Here is a 23,847-nt window from a genome sequence, read left to right as displayed (position 1 = left end):
TATCTTTGCAAAGCAAAAATGACAAAAGCACATATTAGGAGCTTGCTGGCATGGCTAACCAGAGAATCCGTATCCGTCTTAAGTCTTTTGATCATCGTCTGATTGATCAATCTGCACAAGAGATTGTTGATACTGCAAAGCGCACCGGTGCGCAAATTTGTGGTCCTGTACCGTTGCCGACTCGCATTGAGCGCTTCAACGTTCTAACTTCACCACACGTAAACAAAGACGCTCGTGATCAGTACGAAATCCGTACTCATAAGCGTATGGTTGACATCGTTCAACCTACCGACAAAACTGTGGATGCGCTAATGAAGCTTGACTTGGCGGCGGGTGTTGACGTTCAAATTGCTTTGGGTTAATGCACATAAACACCCAACCCATTAATATAAGATATAAAGAGGTCTAAAATGGCGATCGGTTTAGTCGGTAAAAAATGCGGCATGACCCGTGTCTTCACTGAAGCAGGCGCATCTATCCCTGTAACAGTGGTTGAGATCAGTGCTAATCGCATTACTCAAGTAAAAAATACTGATGTAGATGGCTATCAAGCCATCCAAGTTACCACAGGTACCCGTCGTGACAGCCGCGTAGCAGCAGCTCAAAAAGGTCACTTCGCTAAAGCTGGCGTTGCCGCTGGTCGTGGTGTTTGGGAATTTCGTGCCAATGATAGCGATCTTGAAGGTCGTGAAATTGGTGGTGAGATCCTAGCTGACTTGTTCGAACAAGGTCAGATGGTTGATGTCACAGGTAACAGTAAAGGTAAAGGCTTTCAAGGCGGCGTGAAGCGTCACAACTTCAGCATGCAAGATGCCACTCATGGTAACTCAGTATCTCACCGTGCCATTGGTTCAACTGGTCAAAACCAGTCACCAGGTAAAGTCTTCAAAGGCAAGAAAATGCCAGGTCAGATGGGTAACAAACGCGTTACCGTTCAGGGCCTAGAAGTGATATCGGTTGATGTTGAAAAAGGGTTACTTGTCATCAAGGGTGCTATCCCAGGTGCCACCGGTGGCGATGTCATCGTACGTCCGTCAGTCAAAGCCTAAGCAAGGGGATTAACGTGGATTTAAAAACAGTTACAGGGGCGGCAGTTGAGCTTTCTGATACGGCTTTCGGTCGTGAATTCAACGAAGCACTAGTGCATCAAGTCGTCACCGCATATCTTGCTGGTGCTCGTCAAGGTACACGCGCTCAAAAAACCCGTGCCGAAGTTTCTGGTGGTGGCATTAAGCCATGGCGCCAAAAAGGTACTGGTCGCGCTCGTGCAGGTTCTATTCGTAGCCCAATCTGGCGTGGGGGCGGTCGTGCATTCGCGGCTAAACCACAAGATTGGTCACAGAAAGTTAACCGTAAAATGTATCGCGGTGCTATGCAGTGTATCTTAGCCGAATTGATTCGCCAAGAGCGTTTGATTTTGGTCGAAGAGCTAAGCGTTTCTGGACCTAAGACTAAAGAGTTGATTGCAAAGTTAGGTGAGTTAAATGCATCACGTGCATTAATCGTCACTAAAGAAGTTGACGAAAACTTATACTTAGCTGCTCGCAACATCCCACATGTCAATGTACTTGATACAAGTGAAGTGGATCCAGTGAGCTTGATCGCTTTTGATAAAGTGATCATGACAGTCGAAGCTGCGAAACAATTTGAGGAAGCACTAGCATGAATAACGCAAGACTTTATCAGATCCTAAGAGGACCTGTATTCTCAGAGAAATCTCAAATGCTTGGCGACTCACTTGGTGTGCAGGTATTTAAAATTGACTCTAACGCTACTAAGCTTGAAGTCAAAAAAGCGGTTGAGATGATGTTTGAAGGTGTTGAAGTTTTAAAAGTAAACACTTTGAATGTTAAAGGTAAGACAAAGCGTTTTGGTAAAAGTATCGGCCGTCGTAATGACTACAAAAAAGCCTACGTTACCTTAAAAGCTGGTCAAGATGTACAAATGGCTGATGCTGGTGAAGAGGTCGCGAATACGACTGCTTCTACTAGTGAAACAGCGAACAACGAATAAGGATTACACTCATGCCTATCGTAAAAGCAAAGCCAACATCACCAGGCCGTCGTTTTGTTGAAAAAGTGGTGCATCCACACCTTTATAAAGGTCGTCCGTTTGCAGCGCTTCTCGAATCAAAAAGTAAAACTGGTGGTCGTAACAATAATGGTCGCATAACGACTCGTCATATTGGCGGTGGTCATAAGCAGCATTATCGTATTATCGATTTCAAACGTACTAAAGACAATATCCCAGCAACGGTAGAGCGTATTGAATACGATCCTAACCGTACTGCGCACATTGCTTTACTTAAGTACGCTGATGGCGAACGTCGCTATATCATTGCTGCTAAAAAACAAGCAGTTGGCGATACAGTAATGTCAGGTGAGCTATCACCAATTCGTCCAGGTAACTGTTTACCGCTGAAAAACATCCCATTGGGTACTGTGATCCATAATATCGAACTTAAAATCGGTAAAGGCGCACAGATGGCTCGTTCTGCGGGTGCTAGCGTTCAGTTGTTAGGTCGTGAAGGTATTTATGCTATTCTACGTATGCGCTCTGGCGAAACTCGCCGTGTACACGTGAACTGCCGTGCCGTTATTGGTGAAGTTTCTAACACTGAAAACAACTTGAAATCACTTGGTAAAGCCGGTGCTTCACGTTGGCGTGGTGTTCGTCCTTCTGTTCGTGGTGTTGCTATGAACCCGGTTGATCACCCACATGGTGGTGGTGAAGGTCGTAATAAAGGTCGCCATCCAACCAGCCCTTGGGGTCAGAAGTCTAAAGGACTTAAAACGCGTAGTAATAAGCGTACTGACAATATGATCATCCGCCGTCGCGCCAAGAAGAAATAAAGGAAGAATTTCATGCCTCGTTCATTGAAAAAAGGTCCATTCATAGACGCGCATTTGTTTGCCAAAGTTGAGAATGCATTAGACACCAACTCACGCAAGCCAATTAAGACTTGGTCGCGCCGCTCGATGATCCTACCACAAATGGTTGGCTTAACCTTGTCTGTTCACAATGGCCGTACTCATGTACCGGTTATCGTGAGTGAACAGATGGTTGGTCATAAACTAGGTGAATTTGCCCCGACTCGTACGTATCGTGGTCATGGCATTGACAAAAAAGCTAAGAGATAAGGTGCTTACCATGGAAGTAACTGCAAAATTACGCGGTGCCGCCATATCGGCACAAAAAGTTAGACTCGTTGCCGATGAAGTTCGTGGCAAATCTATCGAGCGTGCTTTGGATATCCTAACGTATAGTAATAAAAAAGGCGCTGTATTTGTTAAGAAATGCCTTAACTCAGCCATCGCCAATGCCGAACACAACAACGGTCTAGATATTGATACCCTTAAAGTATCAACCATCTACGTTGATGAAGGCATTACGCTAAAACGTATCCTACCACGTGCTAAAGGTCGCGCTGATCGTATCAGTAAGCGTACCTGTCACATCACTATAAAGGTAGGAGAATAAGTTATGGGTCAAAAAGTACATCCAATCGGAATTCGTCTTGGTGTTGTAAAGAAGCATAACGCAAACTGGTATGCTAACCCTAAACAATACTCAGAATACCTAATCAACGACATTCAAGTTCGTGAATATCTGCGCAAAAAGCTTGATAGTGCTATGATTAGCAAAATCATGATTGAGCGTCCTACCGGTGCTGCTAAGATTACCATCGCCACTGCGCGTCCTGGTATTGTTATCGGTAAGAAAGGCGAAGACATTGAAAGACTTCAAAAAGAATTGACCAAAATTATGGGCGTACCTGCTCAGGTCAACATTGAAGAAATCACCTCGCCTGATCTTGATGCTCATTTAGTAGCGGAAGGTATCGCAAGTCAGCTTGAGCGTCGTGTTATGTTCCGCCGTGCTATGAAGCGCGCCGTACAAAACAGCATGCGTTCTGGTGCTAAAGGTATTAAAGTTGAGCTGTCTGGCCGTCTTGGCGGTGCTGAGATTGCTCGTACTGAATGGTACCGTGAAGGTCGTGTGCCATTGCATACACTACGCGCTGATATCGACTATTCGTCAGTACGTGCGGAAACTACTTACGGCACCATCGGTGTAAAAGTTTGGATCTTCCGTGGCGAAATCCTTGACGGTATGAACAGTGTATACAATCCCGTTAAAGAAGAGCAGACTCGTGCGCCAAAACGCCGTGGTCGTGGAAACGGAAACCGTCGAAACACAGACAGAGGTTAAACTATGTTACAGCCAAAACGTACCAAGTTTCGTAAAATGCACAAAGGTCGTAACACTGGGCTAGCTCATCGTGGAAGCACCGTTGCATTCGGACAAATTGGTCTAAAATCGTTGACTCGTGGTCGTATGACTGCCCGTCAAATTGAAGCAGCACGTCGTACCATCACTCGTAAAATTAAGCGTGGTGGTAAGATTTGGATTCGTGTATTCCCAGACAAACCAATTACCAATAAACCACTAGAAGTACGTATGGGTAAAGGTAAAGGTCCTGTAGAATATTGGGTATGCGAAATCAAACCTGGTAAAGTGCTATATGAACTCGAAGGGGTTTCAGAAGAACTTGCTCGCGAAGCGTTTACGCTTGCTGCAGCAAAACTGCCCTTTAAAACTACCATTGTTAAGCGGACGATAATGTAATGAAGATCAGTGAATTACGTGATAAATCATTAGAAGAACTGACTCAGTTACTTGATGAAAAGCAACTTGATGCTTTCCGTATTCGTATGGCTAAAGCAACTGGTCAGTTGGGTAATACCCATGAAGTACGTGTTAATCGTCGTGCGATTGCTCAGCTTCAGACTTTGATTAACGAGAAACAACGAGGCGACTCATGAGCGATAACAATCAAACAGCTAATGCTAGCGTATTGACAGGACGAGTTGTCAGTGACAAGATGGACAAGTCCATCACAGTTTTGATTGAGCGTCTGGTTCGTCATCCTTTGTATGGCAAGCAGCTTCGTCGTTCTACAAAAATCAAAGCCCATGATGAGAATAACGTTTGCCAACAAGGCGACCTTGTCCGCATCAAAGAAACGCGTCCAATCTCTAAAACCAAGTCTTGGACTTTGGTTGAAGTGGTTGAAAAAGTAGAAAAAATCTAAGTAAATTGCATTAAAAGCCAGAAGCTGTTAAAATAGCCGCCTTTTTAAGGATGCTGATTGCGCCGAGCGTATATCACTCACATTAAGAGTAGCAGCGGTTATTATTATTAAAATGCCGACTACTCATACTGTGCTAGCGGCAGCAACTGGTTTTTATTGCTCATACGTGTGGAGTAACGCTATGATTCAGGTTGAATCGATGCTGGAAGTTGCAGATAATAGCGGTGCAAGACGAGTTCAGTGCATTAAAGTACTGGGTGGCTCTCATCGTCGTTATGCATCAGTTGGCGACATTATTAAAGTAACGGTTAAAGAAGCCATTCCTCGCGGTCGTGTTAAAAAAGGCGACGTGATGAATGCGGTAGTTGTACGCACCAAAAAAGGCGTTCGTCGTCCTGATGGTTCTGTTCTGCGTTTTGACGACAATGCTGCGGTATTGTTGAACCAAAATAAAGCACCGATTGCAACTCGTATTTTTGGACCGGTAACTCGTGAACTACGTGGTGATCAGTTTATGAAAATTGTATCACTAGCACCAGAAGTATTGTGAGGTAATCCATGTCAAAATTACGTAAAGGCGATACAGTTATCGTGATTGCTGGGAAAGACAAAGGCAAGCAAGGTACTGTACAAGCTGTAAAAAATGATCGTATTAAAGTTGAAGGCATTAATATTGTCACTAAACATCAGAAGCCAAATCAGGCAACTGGCGTTGAAGGTGGCATTCTTAAGAAAGAAGCTTTTCTACATATCTCAAATGTCGCAATATTAAATGCGCAAACCCAAAAAGCTGATCGTATTACTTATCAGTTCGGCGAAGACGGCAAGAAACAACGCGTCTATCGTTCGAACGGTGAAGTAGTGGCGACTGCGTAAGACACTAAGGGTGTAATGGTAATGGCAAGATTAAAATCTTTATATAACGAAGAATTAAAGCAGCAAATCAAAGAAGAGCTTGGTTTGGCTAATGTGATGCAAGTGCCTAAAATCACTAAAATCACACTTAACATGGGTGTAGGCGGCGCGTCTCAAGACAAGAAATTGCTTGAAGGTGCAGTAGCTGACATGACCGCTATCGCTGGTCAAAAACCTGTCGTCACCAAAGCGCGTAAATCAGTTGCTGGCTTTAAAATTCGTGAAGAATGGCCAATTGGCTGCAAAGTAACGCTACGCGGTGAGCAAATGTACGAATTTTTAGATCGTCTCATTGCCATTGCAATTCCTCGTATTCGTGATTTCCGCGGTTTTTCACCTAAAGCCTTTGACGGACGTGGTAACTACTCATTGGGTATCAAAGAACAGATCGTATTCCCAGAAGTAGATTTTGACAAGATTGATCGTATCCGCGGTATGGATGTGACAATCACCACGTCAGCTCAATCTGATGAAGAAGGTCGCGCGTTGCTTAAAGCATTCGGCTTCCCATTTAAATAAGGTAAAGACGTTATGGCAAAGAAGAGCATGATTAACCGCGAATTAAAGCGCGAAAAAATGGTTGCTAAGTACGCTGATAAGCGTATCAAGCTAAAAGAAACTATCAGTGATATGACTGCAAGTGACGAAACTCGTATGGAAGCGATGCTAGAGCTACAAGCTCTTCCACGCAATTCATCGCCAGTACGTCTGCGCAATCGTTGTGCTATCACCGGTCGTCCTCACGGTTACTTCCGCAAGTTTGGCTTATCACGCAATATGCTGCGTGAGCGTGTCATGCAAGGCGATGTGCCTGGTGTTCGTAAAGCAAGCTGGTAAGGGGTAACTATATGAGTATGCAAGATACCGTTGGGGATATGCTAACCCGTATTCGTAACGCACAAATGGCTAACAAAGTATCGGTAGCAATGCCGAGCTCTAAATTACGTAAATCAATTGCTGATTTGCTAGTTAGCGAAGGTTATGTGGCGAGCGCTGTTGTTACTGAAGAAGCAAACAATAAAGCAACCCTATCTATCGAATTGAAATACTTCGAAGGCCGCGCTGTCATCGAAACGATTCAACGTTTTAGCCGTCCTGGTTTACGCCAGTTCCGCGGTAAAGACGCTATCCCTACTGTTAAGCAAGGTATGGGTGTTGCTATCGTATCAACTAGCCAAGGCATCATGAGTGATCGTGCTGCACGCGCTGCTGGTATCGGTGGTGAAATCGTCGCATTTGTAGCGTAAGCTACACGACGATAAAGTCTATTTGATGATTGTTAGACTTCTATTGATTGAGTAATAATGAATTATTTCAAATTGATAGGTGTCTAACGCAGTCAACTATGCTAAACTAACACGCTTTTTAGCCTGTTAGTTTTTTCGCTAATATAAAGAAGTTAATTTTTTAAGGAATATTCCTATGTCTCGTGTGGCTAAAGCCCCAGTGACACTGCCAAACGGCGTAAGTGTTACTTTGAACGATCGGCAGGTCGAAGTGAAAGGCAAGAACGGCATTTTGTCTTTACGCCTGCATGAATTGGTCGAGCTGAAACAGGAAGATGATGCGATCATTTTCTCACCTACAGTCGATTCAAAAGAAGCTATGATGCACACTGGCACCATGCGCGCTCTTGTTAACAACTATGTTAAAGGCGTGAATGAAGGCTTTGAAAAGCGTCTTCAGTTAATTGGTGTTGGTTATCGCGCACAAGTTGCTGGTAACAAGGTAACTTTGAACGTTGGTTACTCTCATCCAGTAGAATATACGTTGCCTGAAGGTGTGTCAGCTGAAACCCCAACGCAAACTGAAATTGTTTTGAAATCAAACAATAAACAGCAGCTTGGTCAAGCAGCGGCTAATATCCGCGGTTTCCGCCCACCTGAGCCTTATAAAGGTAAAGGTATTCGTTATAGTGACGAGCATGTGATTCGCAAAGAAGCCAAGAAAAAATAAGGTGAGTTGAAATGTTTGATAAAAAAGCAGCTCGTCTGCGTCGAGCTAAGAAAACCCGCGCGCATATCCGTTTCTTAGGCGTTCATCGCTTAACGGTTACTCGCACGCCAAAACATATTTATGCCCAGATTATCTCTCCTACCGGTGGTGAAGTGATTGCTCAGGCATCTACCTTAGACGGCAGCTTGCGCTCAGGCGCGACTGGCAATGCTGATGCAGCAACGTCTGTGGGCCAAATGATCGCAGAACGCGCAAAAGCAGCTGGTATCACTAAAGTTGCCTTTGACCGTAGTGGTTTTAAATATCATGGTCGAGTTAAAGCTTTAGCAGAAGCAGCTCGCGAAAACGGATTGGAGTTTTAATCATGGCTAGAAATGATAAAAATGATAAAAATGAACAGACTGACGGTCTAGTAGAACGCTTAGTTACCGTTGATCGCGTTGCAAAAGTTGTTAAAGGTGGTCGTATTTTCTCTTTCACTGCATTGACTGTAGTGGGCGATGGCAATGGTCGTGTTGGTTTTGGTCGCGGTAAAGCACGTGAAGTGCCAGCTGCTATCCAAAAAGCACTAGAAGCTGCCAAACGTAATATGATTACTGTTGAGCTTAATGATGCAACTTTGTATCATCCGATCAAAGCACGTCATGGTGCTAGTAAAGTTTATATGCAGCCTGCATCTGAAGGTACTGGCGTAATCGCTGGTGGCGCAATGCGTGCTGTATTAGAAGTTGCTGGTGTCAAAGATGTTTTGACTAAATGTTATGGTTCTACCAATACTGCTAACGTTGTTCGCGCAACGTTTAACGGTTTACGTGATATGTCAACTCCAGAGAAGATGGCAGCAAAACGTGGTAAATCTGTAGACGAAATCTTGGGTTAACTTAGACTAGGTGAGTTACGATGAAAAAAATGAAAGTCACTCAATTTAAATCGGGTGCCCATCGCCTAAAGAGCCACAAAGCGAGCTTGAAAGGATTGGGTTTACGCCGTATTAATCATACTGTTGAAGTAGAAGATACACCTTCAAACCGTGGTATGGTCAATCGCGTTAACTACATGGTAAAAGTGGAGGAAGCGTAATGGGTCTTAGATTAAATGAATTATCACCAGGTGTTGGCGCAAAGAAAACTGCCCAACGTCGTGGTCGTGGTATCGGTTCAGGTCTTGGTAAGACTGGTGGTCGTGGTGTAAAGGGTCAGAAATCTCGTTCAGGTTCTAGCATCCGCTCAGGATTTGAAGGTGGTCAAATGCCTTTATATCGTCGTCTACCGAAATTTGGTTTTACCAGTAAAATGGCAATGAAGACGGCTGAAGTACGTCTTTCTGAACTAAATAAAATTGATGGTGATGTGGTTAGCCTTGAAACACTTAAAGCTGCTAACCTAATCCGTCACGACATGAAGCGTGCCCGTATTATGTTGTCAGGCGAAGTCACTAAGGCTTATACCTTTAAAGGTATCAAAGTGACTAAAGGCGCTAAGCTAGCAATCGAAGCTGCTGGTGGTAGCATCGAGGAGTAGTAACGTGTCAAAACAATCAATGTCATCGACTGGTATACCGCTCAATCCATTTGCATTCATACGCAAGTATGATGAATTATGGACGCGTTTATTATTCTTAATCGGCGCATTGGTTGTTTATCGTTTAGGGTCACATATTCCAGTACCGGGTATCAATCCGGTCAACTTGGCTGATCTGTTTTCGCGCAACGAAAACACCATTTTGAGCATGTTTAACATGTTCTCAGGTGGTGCACTAGAGCGTATGTCCATTATGGCGCTCGGCATTATGCCGTATATTTCAGCATCGATTATTGTACAGATGATGTCTGCAGTATTACCATCGCTTGAAGCCCTCAAAAAAGAAGGCGAAGCGGGACGACGTAAGTTGAACAAGTACACCCGTCAAGGGACACTTGCTTTGGCCCTAGTACAGTCATTAGGAATGTGTGCTGGCTTAATCAGTCAAAATCTTACTTTATCTTCTGGTCTGACCTTTTATATTCCAGCCGTTACATCTTTAGTAGCGGGCGCTATGTTCTTGATGTGGCTTGGTGAGCAGATTACAGAGCGCGGCGTAGGTAATGGTATTTCAATGCTCATTTTTGCGAGTATTGTGGCTGGTACGCCAGGTATGATTTCGCAGTCTATTGAACAGGTTAATCAAGGGCAGATGAACTTGATTGTACTGTTTATTTTTGTGCTACTAGGCATCGCGGTTACTGCTGGTATCGTTTATATTGAACGTGCTCAGCGCCGTGTTCCAGTGAACTATGCACAGAAGCAGCAACAAGGTCGCAAAATATATGCTCAGCAGCAGTCACATTTGCCGCTGAAGCTTAATATGGCAGGGGTTATCCCAGCCATTTTTGCTAGCTCGTTGTTGTTGTTTCCAGCAAGTTTAGGGCAGTGGGTCGGTCAATCAACTGATCCTACCCTTACACAAAAGATACTACAGAATATGGCATTGGTGTTGTCTCCAGGACAGCCGCTATATTTGGTTCTGTTTGGCGCGATGATTATTTTCTTCTGTTACTTCTATACGGCATTGGTATTTAGCCCACGTGAAGTAGCTGAAAACCTTAAACGTAGTGGTGCGTATATCCCAGGTATTCGCCCCGGACAACAAACTCAGCGTTACCTAGATCATGTATTAAACCGACTGACCTTTATTGGCGCGATGTATATGACGGTTATTTGTTTAATGCCAATGGTCGTCCAGTCATCGTTTGGTGTACCGTTTCAACTCGGTGGTACGTCTTTACTGATTATGGTGGTTGTGGTAATGGACTTCATTTCGCAAATCCAAGCGCATTTGATGACCCATCAATATCATGATCAGACGTTAATTCAATCGCCCACTCAACCTTAAATGAGCGGTACGATATCTCAAAGGAGCATGCTATGAAAGTTCAAGCATCAGTTAAAAAGATTTGTGGTAGCTGTAAAGTTGTGCGCCGTAAAGGCCGTGTACATATCATCTGTACAGCAGAACCTCGCCACAAGCAACGTCAAGGTTAATATTTAGTATTATAAAGTCTTAGACTTTTGTTACTATTTCAATTAACACTTGAAAAATGAAGGCGGATGGGATATCATCCGCCACTTGCCGTAGTTTATGCAAAAACTTTTATAAGACCGTCAATGAATAGGCTTGTAACCAAGTCAAAGCAGCGATTATAATTATAAAAGCTTTAGTATTGACAGCAACAAATCTGAAAAATAAAGCCTTATTGATAAATAACGCTTATTTTTCTTTAATGGAGAGAAATCAATGGCTCGTATTGCCGGCGTAAACATTCCGGATAATAAGCATGCTGTTATTTCACTAACTTACATCTTTGGTGTAGGTCGTACCACTGCTCAGAAAATCTTAGAAGCAGTTGGCATTGCCCCTACTACTAAAGTTAGTCAGTTAGATGATACACAGTTAGATGCTATCCGTGCACAAGTTGCAAATTACATGACTGAAGGTGATCTCCGTCGTGAAGTGTCAATGAATATCAAGCGTTTAGTTGATCTTGGTTGTTACCGTGGCATCCGTCATCGTCGTAACCTACCAGTTAGAGGTCAGAATACTAAGAACAACGCTCGTACTCGTAAGGGTCCGACACGCCCTCTCAAAAGATAATTAACTTAGGAAGCTAAAAGATGGCTAAAGACACTCGTAGTCGCAAGAAAGTGACTCGTCGTTCAGTATCGGAGGGCATTGCCCATATCCATGCGTCTTTTAATAACACCATTGTTACGATTACCGATCGTCAAGGTAATGCACTGGCTTGGGCCACTTCAGGTGGACAAGGCTTCCGTGGTTCACGTAAATCTACACCATTTGCAGCTCAGGTTGCAGCTGAAGTCGCTGGTAAAGCGGCTCAAGAATATGGTGTTAAGAATATCGACGTTTTGGTCAAAGGACCAGGACCGGGTCGTGAGTCTGCGGTAAGAGCACTAGGTGCATTGGGTTATAAAGTTAACAGCATCTCTGATGTAACCCCAATCCCACACAATGGTTGCCGTGCGCCGAAAAAGCGCCGCGTCTAATATTAAAGACGAAGCTTTTTATCCCAAAAGCTTATAGGAGACATAACAATGGCCCGCTATATTGGACCAAAACTCAAATTATCACGTCGTGAAGGCACGGACTTAGGTCTTAAGTCTGGCGTTAAACCATACGACGTAAAAACGAAAAAAGCTGGTCGTCCACCAGGTCAACATGGTGTAAGCCGTAACAAGACCTCAGAATATGCTTTACAGCTGCGTGAAAAGCAGAAAGTTAAGCGTATCTATGGTGTATTAGAGCGTCAGTTTGCTAATTACTATAAAGAAGCTGCTCGTAAGCGCGGTGCTACTGGTGAAAACCTGTTAGCCATGCTTGAGAGCCGTCTAGATAACGTTGTTTATCGCATGGGCTTTGGCTCAACTCGCGCTGAAGCACGTCAGCTAGTCAGTCATCGTACTGTTATGGTAAAAAAAGCTGGCCGTGATGAGTTTGTTCGTGTGAACATTCCATCAATTCAGTTGCAAGATGGTGATGTCATCGCTATCCAAGAGAAGTCTCGCGAGCAATTACGTATTAAAAACGCAATTGAGCTGGCTACCCAACGTGGTATTCCAGAATGGCTAGATGTTGACCACAGCAAATTACAAGGCACGTTCAAACAAGCGCCTGATCGTATTGATCTACCTGCTGAAATTAACGAAAGCTTGATCGTTGAGCTATACTCTAAGTAATGACGTAATGCTCGATGTCGTGAAAACGGCATTGAGCAATTAACGTTAATTAAACCAGTTTAATAAATCGAGGTGACATCATGATGCTAAATGCAACTGAGTTTCTAACGCCGAATGCCATTAATGTGGATACGGTTAATGAAACGATTGCGAAAGTCACGCTCGAACCGTTAGAACGCGGCTTTGGGCATACCCTTGGTAATGCCTTACGTCGCATCTTGTTATCTTCATTACCTGGTGCTGCAGTCATTGAAGCTGAGATTGATGGTGTTGACCATGAATACTCAACGCTTGAAGGGCTACAAGAAGATGTACTTGACTTGCTTTTGAATCTAAAAGGCTTGGCTATTACGCTTCATGACCAAAATGAAGTATTTTTGACCTTGGATAAACAAGGTCCAGGCACTATTACTGCTGCAGACATCGCGTTACCGCATAATGTAGACATCGTCAATCCAGAATTGGTGTTGGGTACATTGAGTGATCGTGGTCATCTTAAGATGCGTTTGCGTGTAGTAATGGGTCGTGGATATGAGCCAGCAAACCAGCGCCGTGAAGATGGTGATACTAAAGCAATAGGACGTTTAAAGCTTGATGCAAGTTTTAGTCCTGTGCTTCGTGTTGCTTATCAGGTTGAGAACGCTCGTGTAGAGCAGCGTACTGATCTTGATCGTCTTATCATTGAGCTTGAAACTAATGGCACTATAGATCCAGAAGAAGCAATTCGTAAAGCAGCCACTATTTTACAACAACAGATTTCTATCTTTGTTGACCTAGAAGCTGAAGAAGCGCCTGAGCCTGTGAAAGAGAAAGAAGAGGTTGATCCGGTGCTATTACGCCCTGTGGACGATCTTGAACTAACGGTTCGCTCAGCCAACTGCTTGAAAGCTGAAAACATTTACTATATCGGTGATTTGGTACAACGTTCAGAGACTGAACTTCTAAAAACCCCAAATCTTGGTAAGAAATCATTAACGGAAATCAAAGACGTACTAGCGTCTAAAGATTTAGAGCTCGGTATGCGCCTAGATAACTGGCCACCAGCTGACCTTCGTGTTGATGATCGCTTTTCTTATCGTAGCCGTTAAACTTTAAGGATTTTTGACTATGCGCCATCGTAAGAGTGGAGTCAAGCTGGGTCGTACCGGCAGTCATCGTAAGGCAATGTTTCAGAACATGACTAACTCATTATTTGAGCATGAACTGATCAAAACAACTTTACCAAAAGCAAAAGAGTTACGTCGCGTTGCCGAGCCATTAATCACTATGGCTAAAGAAGACAGCGTTGCTAACCGTCGCTTGGCATTTAGCCGTATGCGTAGCAAAGCTATGGTAGGCAAACTATTTGGCACGTTAGGTCCTCGTTACCAGACCCGTCCAGGTGGATATTTGCGTATCGTAAAATGTGGTTACCGTGATGGTGACAATGCGCCAATGGCATATGTAGAATTGGTTGATCGCGACTAATTTTACAATAAGCAAAAGATGTATATAAAAAAGCTCCAATTGAATTGGAGCTTTTTTTGTGTCTGATGCTTTAGTTTATTACCGTAGTAGTGAATCTACATCCGCGGCACCTTGTCTGATAATTTCAGGCTGGCTACCAGTCATATCAACAATCGTAGTTAGTTTAGTGGTCTTTACACCTGCATTTATCAAACCGTCGATTTGATTGCCTAATAAATCCTCAATCTCAAAGGGATCATCTAGTATGTCATCACGGTTAGGCAGTATTAATGAACTGGTTAATATAGGTTCATCCATGGCCTCTAAAAGCACTTGCGCAATAGGGTTGCTAGGTACTCGAATACCGATGGTTTTTTTCTTCGCATGTGCCAATTTTTTTGGTACGTCTTTTGTGGCATTGAGGATAAAGGTGATGGGCGCAGGAGTAAGCGCTTTGAGCTGTTTAAATTGTATATTGTCCACTGCAGCATAGTTGGCAATTTCGCTTAAGTCACGGCACAGTAAGGTAAACTGGTGTTTATCATCAAGTTCACGAATTTGTTTGAGCTTATCGAGTGCATCCTTTGCCCCTAAGCGACAACCAAAAGCATAGCTGGTATCGGTAGGGTAGATAATGAGCTGGTCTTTACGTAACAAATCCGCCACTTGCTCAATCAGACGTGGCTGTGGATTTTCTGGATGAATATAAAATACTTGCATAGCAGTTCCTTATTTTATAATTATGGGCTTTTAAATTTGAGGGTTTTAACTAAGTAGGAAATTTATGGCGCGTACGCTTCTTTTACTAAATTTGCTAAAAAAGTATCACTGCTTCCCTAGTATAGCGCAAAGCCAATATAAGTTTGGTAGCGAGGCATTACTATGCGTAGACAATCGTTAACGCAAAAATGCCACACCTTTGCGCTGATATGCTGCTGTTACTCTAGATCAGCTATAGAAACACTGAGTAAGGCGTGTAATAAAGTTTTAGCATCAGGTGGCAATATATTGGGCTTAGCGATGTATTGTTGCACTTGTCGGTAGACGTCATTTGCGAATGTACTATTGCTCGTATCAAAGTCAGCAAACAAATTATCTTGTGACACCTCAAATGATCGTTCGCAAGCGAGAGTAAATAAACACTCTAACGCTTGTGGCTTAATTTCTACGCGCTCAAATGCTTGCTGCTGAGCGGCGGTACGCCCATCTGGTGCGTACCAGTAGCCAAAGTCAGGCAAACGTCTACGAGCCTCTCCAGCCACACACCAATGGCTTAGCTCATGCAATGCGCTAGCAAAAAATCCATGAGCAAATTCAATTTTTGCGGGTTCGTTATTTTGTGCCGGAAAGTACTCTGGTTCTCCTTGTCCACGAACCAATGTAACATTTTGATGAGCGAATAAAGTATTGAATAATTGGATGAGCCAATCAGTAGCCGCTTGCTCGTATTTATTAACCAATGATGGAGTGCCATCTAAGCTTTTGATAGCAGCTAACCTTTCTAACCTTTGCCATTCACTTTTTACATCATCTAAGCACTGATTATTTTTAAGGTTCCACGAGTCAGTGGAAGAGTCATTCACACTACTGGTTAACGTAGTGAGACGTTGCAATAGTATCTTTGCTTCAAGTGGAGAAAGTAGGTTCGAGAAGTCAGGTTTATCATTAAACACATTCATAGGTAAAACACTGGTCAAATAAAAGATAAAAAGAAGAACTATCTTTGAATATACATAGGAGAAATAAAGAGATGAAAATAGAGCTCATATCAAATAAATTTAACATACTAGCGCTAGCGTCGCTCAATGCTTTCCGTTAGTATGGCAGGCAATATTATACACCGTTTTGATGAATGAGGTCGCGCATGTCAAGCACTCCAGAAAGTAAACCGTCAGCAGGTTATGCTGATAATAAAAAAGCGCCTTTATCTACTAGTATGCCTGAATCTATTTCTTTGGATAAATGGGCGGATACTGGTTATGAATGGACAGGAGAAGTAGAGCCAAGCGCTTTCAAACGTCTTGCTACTACCTTAGCCACCGAACATGAACAAGCAAACATCTCGCTTAATGCCAATCTATATCGCCGCAATAATGTCTTACATTTGGCATTCACATTGACGGGTGAAGTTTGGTTAACCTGTCAGCGTTGCCTACAGCCAGTAGCTATCGATTTGTCTGATGATTATAATATTGCGCTACTAGAAGATGAGAGCCAAGCACGTTCAATCAATGATGAACAAGATTATCTATTACTTGATGAAATTATTACTGAGCCTGCACCAGAGCTTTTATTGCCATTCAAAAAATTGGTAGAAGATGAGATATTACTGAAGACGCCAATGTCGCCAAAACATGACGACTGTGAAATGACGGTAGAGCAATTTGGTGAGATTCCAGAAGAGGAAGAAAGCGAAAATCCTTTTGCTGCTTTAGCCTCGCTAAAAGGCAAGTTGTAATCTTATTAAGAGACAAGTCATATATCAATGTACTACTTAATAAATTTATGATACCTTTCATCAGCTTTCTACCAAAGAGTGAGAAGCAGGGCTTTATTAATCCGCTAAACATGCGTATAATGTCCCGTTTATTGCATTCTAGCAATCTGCTACTGGCAGATAGATGCTGATCTTGCAGACTAACTATAGATTTTAGACGTAATCAACACTTTAATACGTGGCAATCTATTTAACTAATGATGCGTAAGACTTAGGTTGTTGTGATTATATAGCCTCTGTCAGTGTCGATTAAAGCTGAATTTCAAGCTTATCCCCTTTTAAGTATAGGAGCTATATCATGGCCGTTCAAAAAAGTCGTAAAAGTCGTTCTCGTCGTGACATGCGCCGTTCACATCATCGTATGGAAATCGCTGAGATAAGCGTAGATGCTACCACTGGTGAAAAACATCGTCGTCATCACATGACTAAAGATGGTTTCTACCGTGGTCGCCAGTTATTTAAAGTTAGTCAAGACGCTTAAATTATTGGCTATTCAATAGCTGATTGTAAAAATAATGATAGTACTGGTGACTGTCATTATTTTTGCAACGCTGTTATTAGGTAATATGCTTTGAGCTGAAGAAAGCCAAGTTATTTCGCTATCATATATTATGTGGCTAGATAACTTGGCTTTTTGCTATTGGCTTTTATGGTAGGTATTTGAACAACCTTTTACCATGTGCCTTTAGAAAATATGAAAATGAACCGATATATTCTACCATTTTAATTTGAATGGTATCTTTTACTATACGTGTTTCAGTAGCATCCACTATGATAATAGTGTGCGTCAGTGTATAGTTTATCGATAATCCGTTTTTTTAGACAAATACTAAAGCAACGGCTTTATATCGCCTCTAATAATATAATAAACCCCAATTGTTTTTAGGGATATTTCCAATTAAATAAGGAATATTGGTTATGGCCTCTGTACCCGATATGGTAAAAAAGCCGCCGACACGTATTGCGGTAATTTTTCCTGGTCAAGGATCGCAAGTAGTCGGGATGACTAGTGAGCTTGCTGAGATCTATCCAGAGATTCTCGATACCTTTACTGAAGCTAGTGCCGCGCTTGGTGAAGACTTATGGGCAATCTGTCAAAATGAAGAAAAAATCAATCAAACACAATATACTCAGCCTGCATTACTGACGGCCAGCATCGCCATTTGGCGTATCTTAAAACAAAAAATAACCACAGCGCCTTGTTATTTAGCGGGTCATTCTCTAGGTGAGTACAGTGCGCTTTGTGCGGCTGAGGTCATATCGCTTGCTGATGCGGTTAAATTGGTACATAAGCGCGGTCAGTTGATGCAAGAAGCCGTTGTAGGTGTCGATACTGCCATGGCAGCAGTGCTAGGGCTTGAGGATAATCGAGTAGAAAATTTGTGTGAGCAAGCGACTGAACATGTCGAAGGTGCCATTGTAGGTGCAGCCAACTTTAATAGTCCAGGACAAGTGGTGATATCGGGTAATGCTGCTGGTGTGAATGCCGTTATTGATAAAGTGCAAAACACCGGCAAAAAATCTATCCCGCTAAAGGTCAGCGTACCATCACATTGCGCGCTTATGGAGCCAGCCAGTAGTGCATTGGCTGAGATTCTGGCAGAAATAAAATTTGATCAAGCGACGATTCCTGTTATCCAAAATCGACATGCGCGTGTTGAGAGCAGTGCGGTCGGTATCAAGCAGGCATTAACAGAGCAATTAAGCCAACCAGTGTTATGGTCAAAAACCATGCAAGAGCTGGCTGACAAACAAATTAATATTTTAATCGAATGCGGCAGTGGTAATGTATTGAGCAACTTGGCGAAGCGTCAAGCACAGCCAATTACGAGCTATCCTACTGACAAGCCCGCTCGTCTTGATAAATTAATGGAGGTGTTATCATGAGTCGTACGATTACTCTAGTGACAGGTGCTAGCCGTGGTATTGGTAAAGCCGTTGCCAAACGTTTTGCCAAAGAAGGACATTTTGTTGTTGGTACAGCGACTACGGAAAAAGGTGCTGAGCTGATTGATGGTTATCTCCACGATAGTGGCGGTATTGGACGTGTTTTAGACGTACGCGATACCGCACAAATTGATAAGCTGTTTGAAGAGATTGAGAGCGTCTACGGCGCAGTACAAGTCTTGGTCAATAATGCAGGTATCACCCAAGATGGTCTGCTGATGCGTATGAAAGATGACGACTGGGAAAATGTTATCGATACCAATTTGACGTCGGTATACCGTATGAGTAAACGTGCTGTGCGCGGTATGATGAAAGCACGCCGTGGTCGCATTATCAATATAACCTCTGTCGTTGCGCAAATGGGTAATGCAGGTCAGTCTAACTATGCGGCGACCAAAGCAGGCGTTGAAGGGTTCAGCCGTACGCTCGCGCGTGAAATTGGCTCACGACAAGTGACGATTAATTGCGTAGCCCCTGGTTTGATCGAAACGGATATGACGGACGAGCTTGATGAGCGCCTATTGAACTCTATGCTAGACGCTGTACCTATCAGTCGCCTTGGACAGCCAGAAGACATTGCAGCAGCCGTACATTTCTTAGCCAGCGATGAGGCCAGTTACATCACAGGCGCTGTTATTCCTGTCAATGGCGGTATGTATATGTAGGTGATAAACAAGTGTTACACAGTTATAATAAAAAACTCTGTGCACGAGTGTAAACTATAATAAAGGGTGTTATAATGACGGATACTTTTATGTCAAAGCCCTGTGTTATAGCAGGGCTTTACTAGACATCAGTCAAAACGTATAACTAGCTATAAAACAAGTTACAAAGTACTCAGATAGCTGTGCTAATCTGAAGATATGATTTTATATAGAATGCTGTAGAGCCTAATGATAGGACTATGGTAATTTGCCAAAATAATAGATCAAAAAGGAGAAATCTACATGAGTAATGATACCGAGCTAAGAGTTAAAGCTGCAGTAGCTGAGCAATTGGGTATGAATGTTGAAGATATCAACAATGATGCATCATTTATGGAAGACTTAGGTGCAGATTCGTTAGACCTAGTCGAATTGGTTATGTCATTTGAAAGTGACTTTGGCATTACCATTCCTGATGAAGATTCAGCAGAATTAACGACTGTTCAAAAAGCGATTGATTATGTACAAGCGCAGCTATAATTAGCTAGTGGCTTAGCGAGTTATTTTAGCCGCCTATCTGTAGAGATAGGCGGTTTTTTTATGTTATTAATTTGCCATGGCGATATGTAGTTATGTGACTAATCAATACGTTAACATAAACTACGCCAAATCAACATTACTCAACATACTATTACTATCTACCTCACCTATCTTTGTCTATACTCATAATGGTAAGCAGTAACAAAGTGTAGTTATATATAAAGTGTGGTTATATATGAAAGTATATGCCACTAAAAAAATAATGATGAATAATAAATAACAATATTTAAAGGAGTATGTAAATGGGTATGTTCAGTTTTGCAAAAGATATCGGTGATAAAATTTTCAATCGTGATGACGCCAAACACGATGCCAAGTCAGAAACAAAAGCAGACGCCAATACGCCAGTACAGAGCAGCGAGCCTTCTGCGCAATCAGTTGCCAATATTTTACTTCGTCGTATTCAGCAGCAGAATCTGAATATTAGTGATTTGAAAATCAAGTATAACGGCTCAACAGATACTGCAGAAATCAGCGGTAAAGCTAAAACGCAAGCAGACCGCGAAAAAGCGATTATCGCCATTGGTAATGTACAAAACGTGGCTAAGGTAATCGATAATATTGATATCGAAGAAGATGCGCCTGAGTCAACGATGTATACAGTGAAATCTGGTGATAGCTTGTCTAAGATCGCAAAAGAGGTTTATGGTTCAGCGGATGATTATATGAAAATCTTCGAAGCCAATAAGCCGATGCTATCTAGCCCTGATAAGATTTATCCTGGTCAAGTACTGCGTATTCCTAAGCCATAATAGGCTTTTGAACTGTCAAAAATATGTGTGAGTAAAAAATGCCTCTTATTTTATTAAGAGGCATTTTTTTGGCATATAGAAATATAAACTTAAGATTTAGAGATTTTTTAACTTCTCGTACTGTTCTGCTATGGCCCAATTGATATGTACATCGAGCATTTCGTTATGTACGCCCAACTTTGATTGTAACTGAGTAATGGTTTCTTCATTACTATTAGCATTTCCAAGACCAATCGCGATATTACGCAAAAAGTTCACATAGCCTGTGCGTCTGAGCGGGCTACCTTCAGTTTTTTTCATAAATTCAGCTTCTTGCCATTGCCACAGCTCAAGCAGACTGCTGCTATCAAGGTTATGCCGTGGTGCGAAGTCCTCTACAGGTGTCAGATTGGCGTAGCGATTCCAAGGGCAGATAAGTTGACAGTCGTCACAACCGAAGATGCGATTACCAATCGCGCGGCGGTATTTTATATCAATAATACCGTCGTGCTCGATAGTGAGGTAGGAGATACAAGCTGCAGCATTGAGCTCATAGGGCGCGACAATCGCTTGAGTGGGACAGATGTCGATACAAGCGCTACAACTGCCGCAATGCTCTTTGACAGGTTTGTCATCAGGTAATTCGAGGCTAATAAATAGCTCACCCAATACAAAAAATGAACCCGCTTGCTTGTTGATTAATAACGTATGCTTTCCTGTCCAGCCAAGACCAGCAGCATCGGCAATGGGTCGCTCGAAAATAGGAGCAGAGTCGCTAAAAGGCCTAAAAATAAAATCTTGTTCTGAACCTATATTGAGGTGTTGCCACTCAGGAAGCATGGCTTCTATCTTTAGTGCCAATTGTTTCAAACGACTGCGCATCGTTTTATGATAGTCGCGTCCTCTGGCATAACGAGCGATGATACCCTGATTGGGGTAGTCATTGTCAGTGACCGTACGTGGGGTTGGTGCTTGAGTCAGATAGTCCATACGGACACTGATGATGGTTTTTGCCCCTTCTACCAGTTGGTCAGGATTTGCCCGCAGTTCATGGTTGTTATGCATAAACTGCAGTTGCCCCTCATAACCTTTTTCGAGCCATTGTTGCAATTGTACAATCTGCTTAGCAAATAAAGGATGATGCACCGATAAAAAACCGCAGTCGGCAAACCCTAAAGCCTGTGCTTGGTCCTTAATCCATTGTTTGACATCTGCTGTGGTGGTAAATATTGGGCTATTATTCACATTAATCTTTTTTTCGGACGCAGGCTTAGGTTCAGCAGAGGTTTGCTTAGCTGATTTCTGCTGGGTTGAAGAGATAGGCAAGTTTACTTTAGGAAGATTATTCATGTGTGACAGTAGGCGATAGAGTGAATATCGATATAATAAGCCAGTGAGCTAAGAGCGCAAGTATAAAAGCAAATAATTTCACATTCATATTGATACATACGTTGATGTAAGCTTTTGCTAAGCTGGTGCTAAATGATAGTAATCATATCTCAATAAAATAAAAATCAGCAAAAAATACTCAAGGATTAGCTATGAAAAATCAGACCAATTTATCACCTATAAAAAGTACAAAACCTATCCCGTTATATAGCAGTGAACAACTCTATGCGATGGAGCAAGCATGGTTTGTCGAAGGGCATGATAGTTTTGGGTTGATGAAACAAGCAGCCTGGCAAATGGCGCAACACATAGAGCAATTATATGAACAAAAACAATTAAACATATATTCATCAGCCACTACTTATGGGCCTCGTTGTCATATGCGTCAGCATCGAGTGAGCATTTGGGTTGGAAAGGGTAATAATGGTGGCGACGGTTGGCTCATTGCTCATTATTTACAGCAAATGGGTTGGCAGGTACAAGTGGTAACAGTGGGTTTTGAGAGTGATGATTTTGATACCAATGACACAACAGCATTTTCTGACGCACAAAAAGCCCTAAAAGAGGCACTATTGGCTAATTGCCCTTATCGACGCTTTGAAAATAGTGCTTGTGATCTACAAGAAGGAATAGGTGGTAATCTGCAAGCCGATGTCTATATTGATGCGTTGTTTGGTATTGGACTGGATCGTGCACCTACAGGTATTTATAAAATGGCCATTAGCACTTTTAATGAGTTATCTGAAGGAAATAACACCTTGGCCATTGCGGTTGATATTCCAAGTGGTTTGGTGGCTTCGACTGGCGAAGTGTTTGAGCATGTGGCTATACAAGCTGATATAACGCTATGTTTAATTGCACGGAAATTCGGTTTGCATACCAAGGATGGTATGGATCATAGCGGCAAGGTAATTGATATACCGCTGATACCTTATCCAATAAATGGCAAAATTTTCATGCCAGTAGCAACACTAATTACTACTGCATATGGTCTAAGTCCTCGCCGTCAAAATAGCTACAAAGGTAGCTATGGTCATGTACTGATTATTGGCGGTAATCGTATCGATGGCTCACAAGGTATGGGCGGCGCTGCGATACTGTCTGCTTCGAGCTCGATGGCGGCAGGATCGGGTAAAATTACAGTTGCTTGCCATGAGGCTTTTCATAGCGCCCTATTAACTTCGCTACCAGATGCAATGACGATCAATTTGCATGATGTGGATGGAGTGCAGGAGTTAATCAAGTCAGCCACTGTGATTGCGATTGGTATGGGGCTTGGTCGTGATGAAAAAGCAAAAGTGTTATTTATAAAGTATCTACAAACTGCGATGACAGCTAAAAAGGCAATAGTGATTGATGCTGATGGACTTTATCATTTGGCATCATTGCAATTAGAGCATCATGAATTGGTCAGTCAGCTGCGAGAATATAGCGTTAATCATCAAGTTTGTTTGACACCGCACAGTGGCGAAACTGCTAGATTACTGAATAAGAGAATCAGTGAAGTGGAAAGCAATAGACTACAAGCGATAAAACAGTGCGCTACAACTTATGGTGGTGAATGGGTGCTAAAAGGCGCAGGTTCTTTGATATTAGAGCAGGGCTTAGATGAGCACCACGTTTATGTTTGTGCTGCCGGTAATGCGGGTATGGCGACGGCTGGCATGGGTGATGTGTTATCCGGTGTCATTGCTGGTCTGCTAGCACAACAAGATTTATCATCAGGAATGCAAAGCTTGCATCAGGCGGTTGTTATACATGGATTAGCAGGGGATACGCTGGTCAATCAAAGTAATAATACGTTGTTGGTTGGACAACGAGGACTACAAGCTCAGGATATGCCAGCAGCCATTCGTCATGTAATGCAGCTATTGATTAACGTCTATAATTAGCATTA

38 protein-coding genes are annotated in these 23,847 nt (G+C 42.6%); 35 read left to right on the top strand and 3 right to left on the bottom strand.

The window, feature by feature from the left end; all coding sequences use genetic code 11:
• Positions 1-50: 50 nt before the first annotated feature.
• The 28 genes from rpsJ to rplQ all read left to right on the top strand — a co-directional run bounded on the left by rpsJ (position 51) and on the right by rplQ (position 14,163).
• Complete coding sequence (rpsJ, locus tag I3252_RS08670; protein WP_169393475.1) at positions 51-362, top strand: 30S ribosomal protein S10; 312 nt, start codon at positions 51-53, stop codon at positions 360-362.
• Between the two features lie 48 nt (positions 363-410).
• The gene (gene rplC, locus I3252_RS08665; RefSeq protein WP_055125271.1) at positions 411-1,049 is read left to right on the top strand and encodes a 50S ribosomal protein L3; all 639 of its coding nucleotides are present in this window, start codon (positions 411-413) and stop codon (positions 1,047-1,049) included.
• A gap of 14 nt (positions 1,050-1,063) precedes the next feature.
• A complete protein-coding gene (rplD, locus tag I3252_RS08660; RefSeq protein WP_045446611.1) occupies positions 1,064-1,666 on the top strand; it encodes a 50S ribosomal protein L4 in 603 nt (200 codons plus the stop codon).
• On the top strand, positions 1,663-2,013 hold the full coding sequence (gene rplW / locus I3252_RS08655; RefSeq protein ID WP_010196677.1) for a 50S ribosomal protein L23: 351 nt from the start codon (positions 1,663-1,665) through the stop codon (positions 2,011-2,013). The genes rplD and rplW overlap by 4 nt, the downstream gene beginning before the upstream one ends.
• An 11-nt stretch (positions 2,014-2,024) precedes the next feature.
• Entirely contained in the window at positions 2,025-2,852 is an 828-nt protein-coding gene (rplB, locus tag I3252_RS08650) for a 50S ribosomal protein L2 (protein ID WP_055125272.1), read from the top strand.
• A 12-nt stretch (positions 2,853-2,864) separates the two neighbouring features.
• Positions 2,865-3,140, top strand: coding sequence for a 30S ribosomal protein S19 (gene rpsS / locus I3252_RS08645; protein WP_010196682.1), 276 nt, complete (start codon positions 2,865-2,867; stop codon positions 3,138-3,140).
• A gap of 10 nt (positions 3,141-3,150) precedes the next feature.
• Positions 3,151-3,480, top strand: coding sequence for a 50S ribosomal protein L22 (gene rplV / locus I3252_RS08640; protein WP_045446615.1), 330 nt, complete (start codon positions 3,151-3,153; stop codon positions 3,478-3,480).
• 3 nt (positions 3,481-3,483) lie between these two features.
• Positions 3,484-4,212, top strand: a complete 729-nt coding sequence (gene rpsC / locus I3252_RS08635) for a 30S ribosomal protein S3 (protein ID WP_045446618.1) — start codon at positions 3,484-3,486, stop codon at positions 4,210-4,212.
• A gap of 3 nt (positions 4,213-4,215) precedes the next feature.
• On the top strand, positions 4,216-4,629 hold the full coding sequence (gene rplP / locus I3252_RS08630) for a 50S ribosomal protein L16 (RefSeq protein WP_055125273.1): 414 nt from the start codon (positions 4,216-4,218) through the stop codon (positions 4,627-4,629).
• Positions 4,629-4,826: a 50S ribosomal protein L29 gene (gene rpmC, locus I3252_RS08625; RefSeq protein ID WP_011279794.1), complete on the top strand. Its 198-nt coding sequence runs from the start codon at positions 4,629-4,631 to the stop codon at positions 4,824-4,826. Before rplP ends, rpmC begins: the two co-directional genes overlap by 1 nt.
• Positions 4,823-5,095: a 30S ribosomal protein S17 gene (rpsQ, locus tag I3252_RS08620; protein WP_045446623.1), complete on the top strand. Its 273-nt coding sequence runs from the start codon at positions 4,823-4,825 to the stop codon at positions 5,093-5,095. The genes rpmC and rpsQ overlap by 4 nt, the downstream gene beginning before the upstream one ends.
• 181 nt (positions 5,096-5,276) lie before the next feature.
• On the top strand, positions 5,277-5,645 hold the full coding sequence (rplN, locus tag I3252_RS08615; RefSeq protein ID WP_010196702.1) for a 50S ribosomal protein L14: 369 nt from the start codon (positions 5,277-5,279) through the stop codon (positions 5,643-5,645).
• A gap of 8 nt (positions 5,646-5,653) precedes the next feature.
• On the top strand, positions 5,654-5,971 hold the full coding sequence (gene rplX / locus I3252_RS08610) for a 50S ribosomal protein L24 (RefSeq protein WP_045446626.1): 318 nt from the start codon (positions 5,654-5,656) through the stop codon (positions 5,969-5,971).
• A 21-nt stretch (positions 5,972-5,992) separates the two neighbouring features.
• Positions 5,993-6,529 (top strand): 50S ribosomal protein L5, encoded by a 537-nt coding sequence (gene rplE, locus I3252_RS08605; RefSeq protein ID WP_011512858.1) that lies wholly within the window; start codon positions 5,993-5,995, stop codon positions 6,527-6,529.
• Between the two features lie 12 nt (positions 6,530-6,541).
• Entirely contained in the window at positions 6,542-6,847 is a 306-nt protein-coding gene (rpsN, locus tag I3252_RS08600) for a 30S ribosomal protein S14 (protein WP_021813378.1), read from the top strand.
• A gap of 11 nt (positions 6,848-6,858) precedes the next feature.
• Positions 6,859-7,257, top strand: a complete 399-nt coding sequence (gene rpsH / locus I3252_RS08595; RefSeq protein WP_045446631.1) for a 30S ribosomal protein S8 — start codon at positions 6,859-6,861, stop codon at positions 7,255-7,257.
• 175 nt (positions 7,258-7,432) lie between these two features.
• The gene (rplF, locus tag I3252_RS08590) at positions 7,433-7,966 is read left to right on the top strand and encodes a 50S ribosomal protein L6 (RefSeq protein WP_045446634.1); all 534 of its coding nucleotides are present in this window, start codon (positions 7,433-7,435) and stop codon (positions 7,964-7,966) included.
• Between the two features lie 11 nt (positions 7,967-7,977).
• Positions 7,978-8,328 (top strand): 50S ribosomal protein L18, encoded by a 351-nt coding sequence (gene rplR, locus I3252_RS08585; RefSeq protein WP_021813381.1) that lies wholly within the window; start codon positions 7,978-7,980, stop codon positions 8,326-8,328.
• 2 nt (positions 8,329-8,330) lie between these two features.
• Positions 8,331-8,846 carry a 30S ribosomal protein S5 gene (gene rpsE / locus I3252_RS08580; protein ID WP_010196711.1) on the top strand — a complete coding sequence of 172 codons (516 nt, stop codon included), beginning with the start codon at positions 8,331-8,333 and terminating at the stop codon, positions 8,844-8,846.
• Between the two features lie 20 nt (positions 8,847-8,866).
• A complete protein-coding gene (gene rpmD / locus I3252_RS08575) occupies positions 8,867-9,046 on the top strand; it encodes a 50S ribosomal protein L30 (protein ID WP_201540379.1) in 180 nt (59 codons plus the stop codon).
• Entirely contained in the window at positions 9,046-9,486 is a 441-nt protein-coding gene (gene rplO, locus I3252_RS08570; protein WP_045446637.1) for a 50S ribosomal protein L15, read from the top strand. The genes rpmD and rplO overlap by 1 nt, the downstream gene beginning before the upstream one ends.
• A gap of 19 nt (positions 9,487-9,505) precedes the next feature.
• The gene (gene secY, locus I3252_RS08565; RefSeq protein ID WP_173936727.1) at positions 9,506-10,837 is read left to right on the top strand and encodes a preprotein translocase subunit SecY; all 1,332 of its coding nucleotides are present in this window, start codon (positions 9,506-9,508) and stop codon (positions 10,835-10,837) included.
• A gap of 32 nt (positions 10,838-10,869) precedes the next feature.
• Positions 10,870-10,986, top strand: coding sequence for a 50S ribosomal protein L36 (gene rpmJ / locus I3252_RS08560; RefSeq protein WP_010196721.1), 117 nt, complete (start codon positions 10,870-10,872; stop codon positions 10,984-10,986).
• A 253-nt stretch (positions 10,987-11,239) separates the two neighbouring features.
• Positions 11,240-11,596: a 30S ribosomal protein S13 gene (rpsM, locus tag I3252_RS08555; RefSeq protein WP_021813384.1), complete on the top strand. Its 357-nt coding sequence runs from the start codon at positions 11,240-11,242 to the stop codon at positions 11,594-11,596.
• 20 nt (positions 11,597-11,616) lie between these two features.
• Positions 11,617-12,006 (top strand): 30S ribosomal protein S11, encoded by a 390-nt coding sequence (gene rpsK / locus I3252_RS08550; protein WP_045454458.1) that lies wholly within the window; start codon positions 11,617-11,619, stop codon positions 12,004-12,006.
• 48 nt (positions 12,007-12,054) lie between these two features.
• The gene (gene rpsD, locus I3252_RS08545) at positions 12,055-12,696 is read left to right on the top strand and encodes a 30S ribosomal protein S4 (protein ID WP_010196731.1); all 642 of its coding nucleotides are present in this window, start codon (positions 12,055-12,057) and stop codon (positions 12,694-12,696) included.
• 80 nt (positions 12,697-12,776) lie between these two features.
• Complete coding sequence (gene rpoA / locus I3252_RS08540; protein WP_045446643.1) at positions 12,777-13,784, top strand: DNA-directed RNA polymerase subunit alpha; 1,008 nt, start codon at positions 12,777-12,779, stop codon at positions 13,782-13,784.
• A gap of 19 nt (positions 13,785-13,803) precedes the next feature.
• Positions 13,804-14,163 (top strand): 50S ribosomal protein L17, encoded by a 360-nt coding sequence (rplQ, locus tag I3252_RS08535; RefSeq protein ID WP_021813387.1) that lies wholly within the window; start codon positions 13,804-13,806, stop codon positions 14,161-14,163.
• A 78-nt stretch (positions 14,164-14,241) separates the two neighbouring features.
• On the opposite strand, the gene I3252_RS08530 is transcribed toward rplQ, so the two are convergent.
• Together I3252_RS08530 and I3252_RS08525 are read right to left on the bottom strand one after the other, a co-directional pair.
• Positions 14,242-14,862, bottom strand: coding sequence for an L-threonylcarbamoyladenylate synthase (locus I3252_RS08530; RefSeq protein ID WP_238034867.1), 621 nt, complete (start codon positions 14,860-14,862; stop codon positions 14,242-14,244).
• 218 nt (positions 14,863-15,080) lie between these two features.
• On the bottom strand, positions 15,081-15,821 hold the full coding sequence (locus tag I3252_RS08525; RefSeq protein ID WP_238034866.1) for an elongation factor P hydroxylase: 741 nt from the start codon (positions 15,819-15,821) through the stop codon (positions 15,081-15,083).
• Positions 15,822-16,006: 185 nt separating this feature from the next.
• On the opposite strand from I3252_RS08525, the gene I3252_RS08520 reads away from it, so the two are divergent.
• The 6 genes from I3252_RS08520 to lysM all read left to right on the top strand — a co-directional run bounded on the left by I3252_RS08520 (position 16,007) and on the right by lysM (position 20,582).
• Complete coding sequence (locus I3252_RS08520) at positions 16,007-16,600, top strand: YceD family protein (protein ID WP_238034865.1); 594 nt, start codon at positions 16,007-16,009, stop codon at positions 16,598-16,600.
• 337 nt (positions 16,601-16,937) lie between these two features.
• Positions 16,938-17,120 carry a 50S ribosomal protein L32 gene (rpmF, locus tag I3252_RS08515; protein WP_011512869.1) on the top strand — a complete coding sequence of 61 codons (183 nt, stop codon included), beginning with the start codon at positions 16,938-16,940 and terminating at the stop codon, positions 17,118-17,120.
• A 437-nt stretch (positions 17,121-17,557) separates the two neighbouring features.
• On the top strand, positions 17,558-18,526 hold the full coding sequence (gene fabD, locus I3252_RS08510) for an ACP S-malonyltransferase (protein ID WP_238034864.1): 969 nt from the start codon (positions 17,558-17,560) through the stop codon (positions 18,524-18,526).
• Positions 18,523-19,251 (top strand): 3-oxoacyl-ACP reductase FabG, encoded by a 729-nt coding sequence (fabG, locus tag I3252_RS08505; RefSeq protein WP_238034863.1) that lies wholly within the window; start codon positions 18,523-18,525, stop codon positions 19,249-19,251. The genes fabD and fabG overlap by 4 nt, the downstream gene beginning before the upstream one ends.
• Before the next feature lie 282 nt (positions 19,252-19,533).
• Positions 19,534-19,770 carry an acyl carrier protein gene (gene acpP / locus I3252_RS08500; RefSeq protein WP_025652201.1) on the top strand — a complete coding sequence of 79 codons (237 nt, stop codon included), beginning with the start codon at positions 19,534-19,536 and terminating at the stop codon, positions 19,768-19,770.
• A gap of 302 nt (positions 19,771-20,072) precedes the next feature.
• On the top strand, positions 20,073-20,582 hold the full coding sequence (gene lysM, locus I3252_RS08495) for a peptidoglycan-binding protein LysM (RefSeq protein WP_055125278.1): 510 nt from the start codon (positions 20,073-20,075) through the stop codon (positions 20,580-20,582).
• A gap of 96 nt (positions 20,583-20,678) precedes the next feature.
• Here lysM and queG read toward each other — a convergent pair whose 3' ends face one another.
• Complete coding sequence (gene queG / locus I3252_RS08490) at positions 20,679-21,911, bottom strand: tRNA epoxyqueuosine(34) reductase QueG (RefSeq protein WP_238034862.1); 1,233 nt, start codon at positions 21,909-21,911, stop codon at positions 20,679-20,681.
• A 191-nt stretch (positions 21,912-22,102) separates the two neighbouring features.
• Here queG and I3252_RS08485 point away from each other — a divergent pair, with 191 nt between their 5' ends.
• Entirely contained in the window at positions 22,103-23,842 is a 1,740-nt protein-coding gene (locus I3252_RS08485; RefSeq protein ID WP_238034861.1) for an NAD(P)H-hydrate dehydratase, read from the top strand.
• The last annotated feature ends 5 nt before the right edge of the window (positions 23,843-23,847 follow it).

The sequence above is a fragment of the Psychrobacter sp. Ps4 genome, assembly GCF_022129285.1.
In the GTDB taxonomy this organism is placed as follows: Bacteria; Pseudomonadota; Gammaproteobacteria; order Pseudomonadales; family Moraxellaceae; genus Psychrobacter; species Psychrobacter immobilis_A.
The sequence above is the reverse complement of the archived record's forward strand: the minus strand, read 5'-3'. Positions and strand labels throughout refer to the sequence as shown.

Excerpts from the sequence above, each read along its gene's own strand:
- rpsJ (WP_169393475.1), top strand. The coding sequence starts at position 51 with ATGGCTAACCAGAGAATCCGTATCCGTCTTAAGTCTTTTGATCATCGT.
- rplC (WP_055125271.1), top strand. The coding sequence starts at position 411 with ATGGCGATCGGTTTAGTCGGTAAAAAATGCGGCATGACCCGTGTCTTC.
- rplW (WP_010196677.1), top strand. The coding sequence starts at position 1,663 with ATGAATAACGCAAGACTTTATCAGATCCTAAGAGGACCTGTATTCTCA.
- rplB (WP_055125272.1), top strand. The coding sequence starts at position 2,025 with ATGCCTATCGTAAAAGCAAAGCCAACATCACCAGGCCGTCGTTTTGTT.
- rpsS (WP_010196682.1), top strand. The coding sequence starts at position 2,865 with ATGCCTCGTTCATTGAAAAAAGGTCCATTCATAGACGCGCATTTGTTT.
- rplV (WP_045446615.1), top strand. The coding sequence starts at position 3,151 with ATGGAAGTAACTGCAAAATTACGCGGTGCCGCCATATCGGCACAAAAA.
- rpsC (WP_045446618.1), top strand. The coding sequence starts at position 3,484 with ATGGGTCAAAAAGTACATCCAATCGGAATTCGTCTTGGTGTTGTAAAG.
- rplP (WP_055125273.1), top strand. The coding sequence starts at position 4,216 with ATGTTACAGCCAAAACGTACCAAGTTTCGTAAAATGCACAAAGGTCGT.
- rpmC (WP_011279794.1), top strand. The coding sequence starts at position 4,629 with ATGAAGATCAGTGAATTACGTGATAAATCATTAGAAGAACTGACTCAG.
- rpsQ (WP_045446623.1), top strand. The coding sequence starts at position 4,823 with ATGAGCGATAACAATCAAACAGCTAATGCTAGCGTATTGACAGGACGA.
- rplN (WP_010196702.1), top strand. The coding sequence starts at position 5,277 with ATGATTCAGGTTGAATCGATGCTGGAAGTTGCAGATAATAGCGGTGCA.
- rplX (WP_045446626.1), top strand. The coding sequence starts at position 5,654 with ATGTCAAAATTACGTAAAGGCGATACAGTTATCGTGATTGCTGGGAAA.
- rplE (WP_011512858.1), top strand. The coding sequence starts at position 5,993 with ATGGCAAGATTAAAATCTTTATATAACGAAGAATTAAAGCAGCAAATC.
- rpsN (WP_021813378.1), top strand. The coding sequence starts at position 6,542 with ATGGCAAAGAAGAGCATGATTAACCGCGAATTAAAGCGCGAAAAAATG.
- rpsH (WP_045446631.1), top strand. The coding sequence starts at position 6,859 with ATGAGTATGCAAGATACCGTTGGGGATATGCTAACCCGTATTCGTAAC.
- rplF (WP_045446634.1), top strand. The coding sequence starts at position 7,433 with ATGTCTCGTGTGGCTAAAGCCCCAGTGACACTGCCAAACGGCGTAAGT.
- rplR (WP_021813381.1), top strand. The coding sequence starts at position 7,978 with ATGTTTGATAAAAAAGCAGCTCGTCTGCGTCGAGCTAAGAAAACCCGC.
- rpsE (WP_010196711.1), top strand. The coding sequence starts at position 8,331 with ATGGCTAGAAATGATAAAAATGATAAAAATGAACAGACTGACGGTCTA.
- rpmD (WP_201540379.1), top strand. The coding sequence starts at position 8,867 with ATGAAAAAAATGAAAGTCACTCAATTTAAATCGGGTGCCCATCGCCTA.
- rplO (WP_045446637.1), top strand. The coding sequence starts at position 9,046 with ATGGGTCTTAGATTAAATGAATTATCACCAGGTGTTGGCGCAAAGAAA.
- secY (WP_173936727.1), top strand. The coding sequence starts at position 9,506 with ATGTCATCGACTGGTATACCGCTCAATCCATTTGCATTCATACGCAAG.
- rpmJ (WP_010196721.1), top strand. The coding sequence starts at position 10,870 with ATGAAAGTTCAAGCATCAGTTAAAAAGATTTGTGGTAGCTGTAAAGTT.
- rpsM (WP_021813384.1), top strand. The coding sequence starts at position 11,240 with ATGGCTCGTATTGCCGGCGTAAACATTCCGGATAATAAGCATGCTGTT.
- rpsK (WP_045454458.1), top strand. The coding sequence starts at position 11,617 with ATGGCTAAAGACACTCGTAGTCGCAAGAAAGTGACTCGTCGTTCAGTA.
- rpsD (WP_010196731.1), top strand. The coding sequence starts at position 12,055 with ATGGCCCGCTATATTGGACCAAAACTCAAATTATCACGTCGTGAAGGC.
- rpoA (WP_045446643.1), top strand. The coding sequence starts at position 12,777 with ATGATGCTAAATGCAACTGAGTTTCTAACGCCGAATGCCATTAATGTG.
- rplQ (WP_021813387.1), top strand. The coding sequence starts at position 13,804 with ATGCGCCATCGTAAGAGTGGAGTCAAGCTGGGTCGTACCGGCAGTCAT.
- I3252_RS08530 (WP_238034867.1), bottom strand. The coding sequence starts at position 14,862 with ATGCAAGTATTTTATATTCATCCAGAAAATCCACAGCCACGTCTGATT.
- I3252_RS08525 (WP_238034866.1), bottom strand. The coding sequence starts at position 15,821 with ATGAATGTGTTTAATGATAAACCTGACTTCTCGAACCTACTTTCTCCA.
- I3252_RS08520 (WP_238034865.1), top strand. The coding sequence starts at position 16,007 with ATGTCAAGCACTCCAGAAAGTAAACCGTCAGCAGGTTATGCTGATAAT.
- rpmF (WP_011512869.1), top strand. The coding sequence starts at position 16,938 with ATGGCCGTTCAAAAAAGTCGTAAAAGTCGTTCTCGTCGTGACATGCGC.
- fabD (WP_238034864.1), top strand. The coding sequence starts at position 17,558 with ATGGCCTCTGTACCCGATATGGTAAAAAAGCCGCCGACACGTATTGCG.
- fabG (WP_238034863.1), top strand. The coding sequence starts at position 18,523 with ATGAGTCGTACGATTACTCTAGTGACAGGTGCTAGCCGTGGTATTGGT.
- acpP (WP_025652201.1), top strand. The coding sequence starts at position 19,534 with ATGAGTAATGATACCGAGCTAAGAGTTAAAGCTGCAGTAGCTGAGCAA.
- lysM (WP_055125278.1), top strand. The coding sequence starts at position 20,073 with ATGGGTATGTTCAGTTTTGCAAAAGATATCGGTGATAAAATTTTCAAT.
- queG (WP_238034862.1), bottom strand. The coding sequence starts at position 21,911 with ATGAATAATCTTCCTAAAGTAAACTTGCCTATCTCTTCAACCCAGCAG.
- I3252_RS08485 (WP_238034861.1), top strand. The coding sequence starts at position 22,103 with ATGAAAAATCAGACCAATTTATCACCTATAAAAAGTACAAAACCTATC.